The sequence below is a fragment of the Ekhidna sp. genome, from assembly GCF_965221965.1.
Classification (GTDB): domain Bacteria; phylum Bacteroidota; class Bacteroidia; order Cytophagales; family Cyclobacteriaceae; genus Ekhidna.
Genome location: NZ_OZ244926.1, coordinates 2,049,850 through 2,061,715, shown reverse-complemented (window position 1 = coordinate 2,061,715; position 11,866 = coordinate 2,049,850). Strand labels below are relative to the sequence as shown.

General features: G+C 42.0%; 12 protein-coding genes. 5 read left to right on the top strand and 7 right to left on the bottom strand.

All coding sequences use genetic code 11. The features are described 5' to 3' along the window. Positions 1-83: 83 nt before the first annotated feature. Complete coding sequence (locus ACOQON_RS09850; protein WP_420575273.1) at positions 84-266, top strand: CPXCG motif-containing cysteine-rich protein; 183 nt, start codon at positions 84-86, stop codon at positions 264-266. A 2-nt stretch (positions 267-268) separates the two neighbouring features. Here ACOQON_RS09850 and ACOQON_RS09845 read toward each other — a convergent pair whose 3' ends face one another. The 5 genes from ACOQON_RS09845 to ACOQON_RS09825 all read right to left on the bottom strand — a co-directional run bounded on the left by ACOQON_RS09845 (position 269) and on the right by ACOQON_RS09825 (position 5,832). Further along, on the bottom strand, positions 269-625 hold the full coding sequence (locus ACOQON_RS09845; protein ID WP_420575272.1) for an SdpI family protein: 357 nt from the start codon (positions 623-625) through the stop codon (positions 269-271). 1 nt (position 626) lies between these two features. Further along, positions 627-1,391: a patatin-like phospholipase family protein gene (locus tag ACOQON_RS09840; RefSeq protein WP_420575271.1), complete on the bottom strand. Its 765-nt coding sequence runs from the start codon at positions 1,389-1,391 to the stop codon at positions 627-629. A 77-nt stretch (positions 1,392-1,468) separates the two neighbouring features. After that, a complete protein-coding gene (locus ACOQON_RS09835) occupies positions 1,469-2,761 on the bottom strand; it encodes an amidohydrolase family protein (protein WP_420575270.1) in 1,293 nt (430 codons plus the stop codon). A gap of 6 nt (positions 2,762-2,767) precedes the next feature. Then, the gene (locus tag ACOQON_RS09830) at positions 2,768-4,120 is read right to left on the bottom strand and encodes an amidohydrolase family protein (RefSeq protein ID WP_420575269.1); all 1,353 of its coding nucleotides are present in this window, start codon (positions 4,118-4,120) and stop codon (positions 2,768-2,770) included. An 8-nt stretch (positions 4,121-4,128) separates the two neighbouring features. After that, on the bottom strand, positions 4,129-5,832 hold the full coding sequence (locus ACOQON_RS09825) for an amidohydrolase family protein (RefSeq protein ID WP_420575268.1): 1,704 nt from the start codon (positions 5,830-5,832) through the stop codon (positions 4,129-4,131). Between the two features lie 119 nt (positions 5,833-5,951). On the opposite strand from ACOQON_RS09825, the gene bshB1 reads away from it, so the two are divergent. Further along, positions 5,952-6,668 carry a bacillithiol biosynthesis deacetylase BshB1 gene (gene bshB1 / locus ACOQON_RS09820; protein ID WP_420575267.1) on the top strand — a complete coding sequence of 239 codons (717 nt, stop codon included), beginning with the start codon at positions 5,952-5,954 and terminating at the stop codon, positions 6,666-6,668. 1 nt (position 6,669) lies between these two features. Here bshB1 and ACOQON_RS09815 read toward each other — a convergent pair whose 3' ends face one another. Continuing rightward, positions 6,670-7,860: a glycosyltransferase gene (locus tag ACOQON_RS09815; protein WP_420575266.1), complete on the bottom strand. Its 1,191-nt coding sequence runs from the start codon at positions 7,858-7,860 to the stop codon at positions 6,670-6,672. Continuing rightward, entirely contained in the window at positions 7,860-8,531 is a 672-nt protein-coding gene (gene pdxH, locus ACOQON_RS09810; RefSeq protein ID WP_420575265.1) for a pyridoxamine 5'-phosphate oxidase, read from the bottom strand. Before pdxH ends, ACOQON_RS09815 begins: the two co-directional genes overlap by 1 nt. 40 nt (positions 8,532-8,571) lie before the next feature. On the opposite strand from pdxH, the gene ACOQON_RS09805 reads away from it, so the two are divergent. Genes ACOQON_RS09805 through ACOQON_RS09795 form a run of 3 tightly spaced genes read left to right on the top strand, consistent with a single transcriptional unit; the run spans position 8,572 to position 11,803 of the window. Beyond that, positions 8,572-9,156: a tRNA-(ms[2]io[6]A)-hydroxylase gene (locus ACOQON_RS09805; RefSeq protein ID WP_420575264.1), complete on the top strand. Its 585-nt coding sequence runs from the start codon at positions 8,572-8,574 to the stop codon at positions 9,154-9,156. Further along, positions 9,156-9,734 carry a YqgE/AlgH family protein gene (locus ACOQON_RS09800; protein WP_420575263.1) on the top strand — a complete coding sequence of 193 codons (579 nt, stop codon included), beginning with the start codon at positions 9,156-9,158 and terminating at the stop codon, positions 9,732-9,734. The genes ACOQON_RS09805 and ACOQON_RS09800 overlap by 1 nt, the downstream gene beginning before the upstream one ends. A gap of 50 nt (positions 9,735-9,784) precedes the next feature. After that, a complete protein-coding gene (locus tag ACOQON_RS09795) occupies positions 9,785-11,803 on the top strand; it encodes a DUF349 domain-containing protein (protein ID WP_420575262.1) in 2,019 nt (672 codons plus the stop codon). Positions 11,804-11,866: the final 63 nt, after the last annotated feature.

The following is an 11,866-nucleotide window of genomic DNA, read 5'->3' as shown; positions in this document are numbered from 1 at the left end:
AGTCTATAGATGAATAGAGATTTTAAAGCCGGACATTCGTTCGGCTTTTTTGTTAGTTGTAGTATCCATTAATATCTAATGATATGATTGAATACTATTTTATGTGTCCCTATTGCGGAGCAGAGATCAGTATGCTTCTTGATCCTTCAGTTCAAAAGCAAGATTACGTGGAGGATTGCGAAGTTTGTTGTAATCCGATTCGGGTTCGATGTGAAATAGCAGAAGGCGATGTTGAGGTGTTTGATGCAATCTCTATAGAACAATAGGTCTAACCTTTAGGGTTTCCTTCGCTATCAAAGTTTTCCTTCAAATGCTTCTCGACAATCACGATTATACCGACCAGTAAGATGCACATGACAGAACATGAAATAAGAAGAGCTATAGCAGGTTCAAATAACAGATAGGTCACCACTTGGCAGATGATCGTTATGACAGCAATCCAGATCATTAAGTCTACTGAATACTTATTTGAGGCATCCCACGTTTCTTGGGACTTCATAGATTTTGTGGTCCGATAACCATAAAGCCAGTTTCTGTTTTTTGGTGGATATGCTTTGAAGATCAAACTTAGGATCAATAGCAATGGGCCAAGAGCTAGATTGGAAATAATAATAGGAGTGCTCATATTATAAATCTATATCCATTTTCATTACGTGATCATATCCAATATCAAAGATTTGCTGAGCATGTTTGGTGTCCATGATATCATAATTGACCAGCTCAGGAGGTTCTATGTATACATCACACATGCCCTTTAATTCTCCATTGCTTGGATTTACAGCAAGTTGAAACATACGGGTAGCGACTTGTATTAAGTTCGTCAACTCCTTTATTTCCTGAATTGGACTAATACTTACACCGATTACTTTTTCGCAATGTTTCTTTAATGGTTTTATTGGGACATTATCAAAAATACCTCCATCTGAATATAATTTACCATGTAATTCTACGGGACTAAAAAGAACAGGAATCGACGCAGATGCCTGAATGATATCTGCAAGTGGACCTTCTGTTAGATATTCAGGTTTACCATCCAACATGTTACTCACACAGATAATCAATGGGATTTCAAGGTCTTCCAATTTGTTTACAGGTATTTTTTTGAGCATTCTCGATTTCATTTTTGCAGAACTCAGCAGACCTGTTTTAGGAATATTTAATTCGGAAATGGCTGTAAACCGATATTCCTTTATGATATCAAATGCTTCTCTTGGTGAGTGGCCAGATGCAATAAATGCACCTGCTATGGCTCCCGCACTCACACCTGAAATAACATCTGGCTTAATGCCTTTTTCGTTCAAAGCCTGCAGGACTCCTAAATGTGCAAACCCTCTCGCACCTCCACCACCTAACGCAATTCCTAGATTATATTTCTTTTCTGATTTAGCCATGTTTCTAAATTAATGACGTTCTAACAAAAAAGGCATCCCTTTGGAGATGCCTTTAGTCATTCAGTCAAATATAACTTTTATTTCTCCACTCCCGGAGCTCTGTTGAGGTACTCCTCATAAAGCTGAGTGTGCCTGCTTACCATCGGGATATTCCATCCGTCAATAAAAACATACTTCACCTGTGTTTTGGTTTCGAATGGATCACCAGTCGTAACAAATAAGTTGGCCATTTTTCCTTTTTCAAGAGAGCCATATTTATCAGCAACACCAAAGATTTCAGCCGGCACAAGCGTAACAGCCTTTAATGCTTCTTCTTTGCCCATACCATAGGTAGCAGCAAATCCCGCATGATATGGAAGATTTCTGGTGTTTTCTACCTCATTTGTTCTGATAGCTACCTTTACTCCGGCTTTTTGCATAATTCCGGCATTCGCATAGGGACGATCATATCGATCATAGTCACGAGTTGGGTTGCTGAGAACCGGACCTGTAATCACAGGGACTCCTGCCTCTGCAATTTCTTTCGCCACTCTCCATCCTTCCGCTGCTCCACAAAGAATAGCATCTGCTCCTTTCTTATCAATCCATTCAAGTGCTGATTTGATATCATTTGCAGAATTAACATTAACCAGCAATTTCATTTCACCTCTTACAACAGGAAGCATTGCTTCCATCTCCGGGTAGTAAGGTTGATCCTTCCCTCCGGATGCTGAATCTATCTTATGGTATTGAACCGCTTTAGCCCAAACATCATTGAGTTGCTTAAGTTCTTTTTCAGCTGCCTTCTTGATGTCTTCATCTGATCTGCGATCCCATCTTCCTCTCCTTCCTGTTGCAGGGAAGTTGAGCACCACCCCTTTAAAGCCTGCATACATCTGATCTGGCGTATAGCCATGCAAATTGATAAGTGCAGCAGTTCCCGGGAATAGCCCTCCTGAAGGCATAGTCAACGCAGTTGTCACCCCATTTACTCGTGTTACCGGATGGATTACTGAACTCGGATTGACAGCAGTCAACGCTTGAATATGTGGGATCACATCACCAATCTCGTTATTATCTCTGGTTCGTGGATCCGAGCTCACTTCTACCAAACCGATCTGTGTACCACCATCTATCATACCCGGGTAGATTGTCATCCCCGTACAATCTATGGTTTTTACACCTTGAGGGATAGAAACACTGGTTCCTACGTCCGTTATCTTTCCATCGGCAATTACCAATGTCCCATTTTCAATGGTTCCATTGGTTATGGTTTCAATTTTTGCATTTGTTAGTGCAAAGGTCCCTGTCTCGGCACTTGGAATCTGGGCAAATGCCAGACATGCCATCATGAGCAGAAACAATGTGAATGTATATTTAAATGTCTTCATGATTTTTTATTTCAGATTGAATAAAAATTCCGTGTTCTGCATGCATCGATCATGATCTTCAGCTTCCCAAAGAGTTACATCTATCTTCTCCTCAGGGTCAGGATAGATGCGCATGTCAGCTGGGTCATTCTCTCGATCGAATCGAACAATACCATCAACAATGGTAACCATTGGGATTGCATAAATAGAAAGCGGGTGATTCTTGAATATCGCCACATCTCCTTCTTTACCTTCCTCAAGTGAGCCTACACGGCCATCAATTCCTAGTTGCTTTGCCGGATTAATCGTAATCAATGATAGGGCTTCATCGTCAGTAAGGCCACCATACTTTTGCGACTTGGCTGCCTCATGATATAAGTGACGAATAAGCTCTCCAGAGTCTGAGTTGATCGAAGTGGTAACACCATTTTTTGTAAGAATGGCTGCATTGTAAGCTGTGCTGTAATACACTTCAAATTTATATGCCCACCAGTCAGCAAATACTGAAGCTCCCGCTCCAAACTTAGCAAGTTCAGGTGCTACTTTAAACCCTTCATTTACATGCTGAAATACCAGCTTGTCCACTCCGAAATCTTTACATACCTGCATCAGCATGTAGATCTCATCAGCACGATACGAGTGACAGTGAATGATGATGTTCCCTTTCAGAATATCAGCCAGCGTTTCCAATCTCAGGTCATACTGTGGAGCTTTTCCTTTGAACCGCTTATTGTTCTTATTTCTGTTGTATTCATTCCATGCCTCCATGTATTCCTTTGCTTCCTGAAAGGAACTTCGGATCACATGTTCTACACCCATTCGTGTACGAGGGAGAATTCCATTTCCACCACCATGTACACGTGTGGGGTTTTCGCCGAGTGCAAACTTGATTGTTCTTGGGGCACCTGCCATTCGCATTTTATCCGGGTCGATTTCACCATATCTGAATTTCACCGTTTCACACTCTCCACCAATGGCATTTGCTGATCCGTGCATGGAGTGAGCTGCAGTAACCCCTCCGGCTAGTGCCTGGTAGATACCGACATCCAGCGGGTCCAACGCATCTCCAACCCATACTTCTGCAGTAACAGGATTTGTTGCTTCATTAACTGCATCCAATGCAAGGTGTGAATGTGCATCTATGATTCCAGGCATGACGAACATGCCGTCTGCATCAATGACTTTGGTCCCACCCGGGGCACTCAGTCCTTGTCCTATACTTGAGATTTTTCCATCCCTGATCAGGACGTCTGTATTTTCAAGTGTGCCATTGGTGACGGTTAGAACCGTCCCGTTTTTGATTAGCACACTTCCCTTCTGCTGTGCCATAGATATGGTGACAGCAAGGAGTAATGTTATTATGATTTGTAATTTCTTCATGTCTAATCTTATTTTTCAGGTTCTTTAGATCCTTCCATAGGAAAGCTACCAAAAGCAGCTACAGATAAGGTTCCTTCGAACGTATCACCATCGATATTCATGCTGATATCTACCGTGACTTCTTCACCCATATTTATCTTGAAAGAGAACGTGACATTATTACCATCAACCACGAGGTTTTCAATATCGTTGGTGCTTCCGTTAAAGCTGACAGTGATTGTTCCACTGTAGTCGCCCGGATTTCCTTCAATCTTAATCACACCACTGCCGTTACCCTGAGGTGTCTCCGTGGTATAATTCCATGAACCGGAAGGATTTACTGCTTCACCACCACTCTTTTTCTTTTTCTTCTTTGCTTCATATTCATACTTGATACCATCTACAAATACGTATCTGACATTGGCATCTTTGGTAAAATAAGCAGTGTCAGATACAACTAGGTTTGCCATTTTTCCTGTTTCGATGGTTCCCATGAGATTCGAAACACCAAGTATACTGGCCGGTTCAGTTGTGAGCGCAGCAAGAGCCTGATCCTGCGATAATCCATTTTCTATGATTTTCAACAAGTTGGTTTTTAAGTCCTTGGATTTTACCTCCATGGTAGAAAAACCGAACTTAACCCCATTGCTTTGGAATTTGCCAGTTTGGGTATAATAGTTCTTAATCATAGCGTTTTGCCTTTCCTTTAAGGCCTTTTCTTCCAGTTCTTCGGGAGTAGGTGTTTTCTCTTCTTTCTCTTTCTCCTCATCCTTCTCTTCTTCCTTTTTCTCTTCTTCTTTCCACTCAGGGAGATCTAAAGAGAGAAAGACAGGTGCCCCGGTTGATTTAATGGCCGGGATAGCATCCCATCCTTGCTTTATTTCACCAAACATCATTTTGAAACCTAGATCTCGCTGCAGGGCAATCACACGCATAATGTCTTTGACGCTTTCTGCCTTAAAGGCTACTGTCATTTGCTTGGATACCACTGGATAAAGCGCCTGCAGTGTCGCATCTGTTGCCGGCCTTTCCATGCCATTTGGATCGCTATTGTATTTACTTTCATAATCCCGGGCCTGACTGGCTTTTCGGTATAAGTCACGATACTTGGCCATCACGCCAATGACCGTATTAGGGTATACTCCATCAGCACCTGAGAGCTGGGAAAACATAGAGGTTTGATCTTTTACGACCATACTTTCACTATCTTTCCCTCCCAGAAGAATGATTGATCCTGTTCCGGGAAGCATGCCATCATGAGGTACACTATGAGAAGCAGTGAATCCAAGTTTTCTAAAATCCTCCATTGATTTCTCATCAGACTTAAGCATCTCTCTTGCCGAATTGCCAGGAGTAATTCCCGCTCTTTCATAAGAAGGATTACCAGTAAGCCTTCGATCATCATTTTGTTCTTCCTCTTTCGGTTTATCAACACCGATATTGGATAACCCACTAATGAATCCGGCATACACAAACATCGAGTCAGCATCTACAATCCAGGCATCTGCCGGGATAGAAACACTTGACCCTACTGCTTTGATGATTCCGTTTTCAATCAGTATGGTACCATTCTGAATGGTTTTTCCAGGTGCCTGAACAATCGTAGCGTTCTTAATCGCGTACTTATTGGTCACAGGCTTCAGGTCACTGTCTTGTGCCAAGCCAATCAGAGGTATTACTCCAATTAGCAAAAGCAAACAGACAGACCTGAACAAGCTGTCACGTTTTTGCATAGGTTATTTACTTTAGGTTTAAATAAAATGGACAATGAAGATATGAAATTCTTATGGGTAGAAAACCATTATTATACGAATGGTGTTTCTTTGCCGCATACGGATAAACCGATTGAAAAATGAAACTTGACATACTTGCCATAGTGGCTCACCCTGACGATGTAGAACTTTCCTTTGGTGGAACATTGTTGGCCCATCAAAAGCAAGGATATAAAACGGGTATTTTAGACCTGACCAGGGGGGAACTAGGAACTAGGGGAACACCTGAAGTAAGAGCTAAAGAGGCAGAAAATGCAGCTGAAATCCTTAAGCTTTCTATTAGGGAAAACCTGGGGTTAGCGGATGGTTTCTTTGAAAATAATAAAGAAAACCAGATGAGAGTAGCTGAACAAATAAGACGCTTTCAGCCTCTAATTGTTATCACAAATTCAATCTATGATCGTCATCCGGATCACACACGTGGGTCACAGTTGGTAGAAACAGCTTGTTTTATCGCAGGTCTTAAAGCTGTCGAAACAGAATGGGAAGGGGAGAAGCAAGAGGCTTACAGGCCGGAAAAACTGTACTTCTCTATTCAAAGTACTTCGCACGAACCAGATATTCTTGTGGATGTTTCTGAGGTTATGGAGGAACGAAGGGCCGCCATTCAGGCATTTGGATCTCAATTTTATGACCCAAACAGCAAAGAGCCAGAGACGTTCATTAGCTCAAAGGGTTTTATGTCAATGCTGGAATCACGTTCAAGAGAGTGGGGTCAACGGATAGGAGTGGAGTATGCGGAAGGCTTTAAGGTTAAGCATTTTCTAGGGGTCAAGAGTTTATTTGACCTAGTATGATTTAGAATTTTGTTTCCCTATCCAAATACCTCAGTTGAATTAATAAGGACTCTTTCGTGCCTTTCAGGAAATAATGCTTTTGTCTGAGCCATCCCAGTGCTTCTTCCAGCTCTACATTCTGGTAAAACTCATCACGACAAAAGTGGACATACTTCAAAATCTTAAACGCATCAAACCAATGAAAGAATCGTTTGACAAACTGTTTCTGTGAGTTGACCTGCTTTTTCAAATCTCTTATTTGCGTGTCCCAATCCTCTCCCAAAAATGTCTTGATAGTCATGGGGAGCTTCCAGTTTTCCTCATTCCAAAAGTCATCAACCTTATCAAAGAAAAGCTTCAGGTCTTCGAAGGTGTTGGGGTGGTAGACTTGATATTTATCTTGATCGTTAATGATTTCATAAACTGCTTTTCCGGTTCCAAAAGGGACTCGATCTGAGATCCGATCAGAAGGGCGAATAGTGGTGCTGTTTATCTCTGCAAAGCCTCCATGTGGAATGGTTTTGTTTAGAAAATAAAAATCTTCCCCAGCTTTACGGGTGTTCATACCACCAACCTTTTCATACATGGAAGATCGAACAGTAATACAGGAGCCTAACGTTTGGTGCGCATAAGGAAAACCAGTGTAGCGTAGCGCATCGATGTAGTATCGAAGGTAAAGTTCATAGTCGACGATTGCCTGATGATTTTCCCTGTGTAGGTTGTGCTCATAAAAGACAATGCCGGATTGCATGTCGGCGTTTTTATACGCTTTTTCTATTTCCTCGAGATAGTTGGTGTCGCAGCGGCAATCTGCATCGTAGCAGATAATGGGACCGTCTTTTTGTGCTTTTTTATATAGTCGGACTGCCTCATCCATTCCAATCTTTCTGGCCAGGCCGACCCCCGCCTTTTTATCCGGCAGTTTCTTTTGTGTTACCAATAGTGGGAAATCACATTGGAATGCCTGAAGTTGTCGCATGGTCTGTTCATTTGCCATACGAACTTCTTTATTGGCCTTTTCAGACTCGTTGAGAACGACAATGACCAGCAATTTTCCGGGAGGATATTTACAATCACCAAGTGAGTCCAGTGCTCCAATTAAATCAGGTTCTTTGAAACACGGTATAACCACAATCAAAGACAGATCTTTTGGTGGTTGGTAATCAGGGAAGCATTCGTGCGGCCATGCATACCGCTCAAGGTAGGTTGACATCAGGGTGAAAGACGACTAATTTTCCAAGTTCCTTCCATTTCGTCCTGGTAGAAAATCCGGTCGTGCAGTCGACTGGATCTGCCTTGCCAAAACTCAAACGTTTTTGGGATAACTAAATACCCACCCCAATTTTCAGGAAGCGGCACTTCTTTATTCAGGAAACGTTCCTCAAGCATTTTGAGCTTTTCCTCCAAAACAGACCGATCTGTGATTTCATTACTTTGTTGAGAGGCCCACGCACCGAGTTGACTTTCTCTTGGTCGGGAATGAAAATATTTCGCTGATATCTCTCGTGACACTTTTTGTGCCTGACCGGTAATGATCACCTGCCGTTCCAGTTCATACCATGGGAATAGCATACTGATATTGGGATTGTCTGCCAGTTCACGACCCTTCCTGCTATCATAGTTCGTATAAAAAGTATAGCCTTCTTTGTTGGCGTCCTTGAGAAGAACTGTGCGTTGGGAGGGCATGCCGTCTTTGCTCACCGTGCTTACGATCATTGCATTGGGTTCCAGAATCTCAGATGCTACTGCCTCCGTGAACCACTTGTCAAATTGGTTGAAGGGGTTAATATCTATGGATGATTCATCCAGTTTTTCACGTGTATATTCATTTCGTAATGATGCGATATCCTCTCTCATATTCCCTATTCCTTTTACTTTTGGCATTCAAGTATAGCGAAGGTAAAAAGGTTAAAATCAAAAAGCGATGAAGTTTAGAATTGACTTGACAGTGGACTCAAAAAAAGAGTGGGTGGATGCAGTGATGAATGATTTTGACGCCTTCCTGCAGGATCATGCCGATTGTGAACGTAAAGCTTCGGGAATGGCCCTTAGCCTGGTGGCAAAGTATCCCAATAGAACCGAAATCATTCCGGAACTGATTGAAACATCAGTAGAAGAGCTGGAGCATTTTAGAGATGTGTACGAAATCATGGAAAAGAGGGGAATCCAATTAAACCATGAGATACCTAAAGATATATACATCCAAAAGCTCTTAAAGATTTGCAGAGATGGGAGAGAGGAGCGCTTTATGGACCGACTGCTATTGGCTTCTCTGGTTGAAACGCGTGGAGCAGAGCGTTTTCGTTGGGTGTATGAAGCATTGGGGGAAGGAGAGTTAAAACAGTTTTATCATCGTTTGTGGGCGTCTGAGGCTCGCCATGGGGAAGTGTTTGTAAGAATGGCACTTAATTATTTTGAGGAGGGTTATGTTTACGATAGATTGGAGGAAATGAAACAAAAGGAGGGAGTGATACTGGATGAGCTTCCCATAAGACCCGCTTTACACTAATGGATTACTTTTCATCAGATAAAATCATCGAACCCCAGAGGGGTGACCTGCTCATTTCAGAGCCATACCTCCCGGATCCAAATTTTGATCGCACGGTTATATTTTTATGTGAACATGATGAGAATGGAACGTTTGGTTTTGTATTAAATAAATCGGCAAATATTGCTTTGAGCGAGCTGATGGACGAAGTGGCCAGTTATCCTGGAAAGGTATTTCTTGGCGGACCGGTGGAGAAGGATACTCTTCATTTTATTCATCGTGAGCCTGAATTAGTCGAATCCTCTCGTGAGGTCATTAAAGGGATATATTGGGGTGGAGACTTCAATAAGCTCACTGAAATGATGAATACCCGAGCCATTTCTACTGACGATATTCGTTTTTTCATAGGTTACTCAGGGTGGGCAGCAGGACAGCTTATGGACGAGCTAAAAGCCAAGTCCTGGATAGTACTGAAAAACACCACCCCGGAAATGATTTTTGACTGGGACAACCAAGACCTATGGAAAGCGTGTCTACAAACCATGGGCGGAAAATTCCGTCTTATGTCCAACTATCCAAAAGATCCCCGGTTGAATTAGGGTATTTGGTTAGCTTTGTGTCTTAAGAGAAATAGTAACTGGTTCCAATAATGGATAACGAGAAATTGCAGGACGTTTCAGAAGAAACTAAAAACGAAACGCCTGAGGAAGTTCAGAATCAAGCTGAATTACGAAACGAAAATCAACCTGAAGTAGAGGAGGAAAAAACGGACGGTGATGTAGCGGCTGAGCAACCTCAGGAAGAAGTAAAAGAAGAGCAGCCACAGGAAGAGGTAAAAGCTGAGGAGAAGAGAGAAGAAGAGAAGCCTAAAGAGGAGGAAAAGGAAGAGGCTTCAGCAACTGAATCTGATGAGGATCATGATTCCGATGATGAAGATGATAACGAAGACGAGGAGGAAGAATTGGATTTTGAGCATGCGGACAAGGAGGAGCTGGTTGCTAAAATCCGTGAAATCAAAAACGAAGATAATATCCGATCACTTGATCGGGTACTCAAAGCCATCAAGCCACGATTTGATGAGCTATATGAAGTTTCTAAGAATGAGGCACTACAAAAGTTTGTCACTGATGGAAATGAGGCAGATGCCTTTGAATACCATGGAGATGAACTGGACAAAGAATTCACTACACTCTATGGTCAGTTAAAAGCCAAGCGAAATAAACATTATAAGGATCTTGAAAATCAGAAGGAGGATAATCTTAAAAAGAAAGAGCGTATCCTTGAGCAGCTTCGTGACATTGTAGATGGTGAAGAATCTGCTGAAAGCATTAACGCTGTTCGTGAGTTACAGTCTGAGTGGAAAAAGGTAGGCCCGGTTCCGGGAGCAATGAACAAAACCCTCTGGGCAAATTACAATGCACTTCTTGACAGATACTATGACAATCGAAGTATCTATTTCGAACTTAAAGACCTGGATCGGAAAAAGAATATGAAGCTTAAAGAAGAGCTTTGTGAGAAGGCGGAGGCATTAGCTGAAATGGATGATTTAAAAACTGCAATCATTCAACTGAACGACCTTCACGACGAATACAAACACATCGGTCCCGTTCCGAAAGAAAACCAGGAGCCACTTTGGCAAAGGTTTAAAGCAGCTTCGGATGCCATTTATGCAAAGAGAAAAGAACACTTTGAGTATCTGAAGGAGGAATTTGAAAAGAATCTGGTGAAAAAGCAGGAACTGATCAAAGAAGTAGGGGAATTCACTAAATTCAATTCAGATCGAATCACCGAGTGGAATAGTAAGACTAAGGATATTCTGGAAATTCAGAAAAAGTGGGAAGCAATAGGTGGTGTTCCGAGAGAAAAGGCCAAAGAGACGAATAAAGCTTTTTGGGGCTCCTTCAAAGGATTCTTTGCGAATAAGAATCAGTTTTTCAAAGAGCTGGAGTCCAAACGGGAGGAAAACCTTCAGAAGAAGCAGGAACTGATTGAGAAGGCAGAGGCACTCAAGGACAGTGACGATTGGAATTCGACTTCCGATAAGTTGAAACACTTGCAAACTGTCTGGAAGGATGTTGGTCCTGTTCCTGAAAAGGTTAGGAATGAGACGTATAAGAAATTTAAAGCTGCGTGTGATCACTTCTTTAATCGTAGGAGAGAGCAAAATCAGGAGCAATTCAAAGCATACGAGGAGAATCTACAATTGAAGCTGAAAGTATGTAATCAACTTGAGTCTGAAGGCACAAAGGAAGATCCGGATTTAGACAGTCTGTACGATTTAGTTGATAATTATACTTCGATTGGTTTCGTCCCTAAAAATACCATTAAGAAGATCCGAAATCGCTTTGACGAAGTGAAGGAAAAGATTCTATCAAATGAGTCAATTCATGAAGATGACCGGCAGGATTTGAGGAATCACATCCATATGGGGCGTTTAAAGAATACACCGGGTGGAGATCGTAAGCTTCACAGGAAAGAGCACTCCATTAAACGGAAGATTTCCAGTATCGAGAATGACATTGCAACTTGGAACACCAACATGGAATTCTTTGCTGACTCTGCCACTGCAGATAAGCTAAAAGCTGATATGCAGGAGAAGATAGATAAGGCAAAAGATGAGCTTGAAGATTTAAAATCTCAACTCGCAGCAATTTCTGCACAAAATTGAAAAATAGGTTTGCGAAATAGCAACACTCGGCTATTTTTGCAAACCGTTTTGAACGCCTCAAAA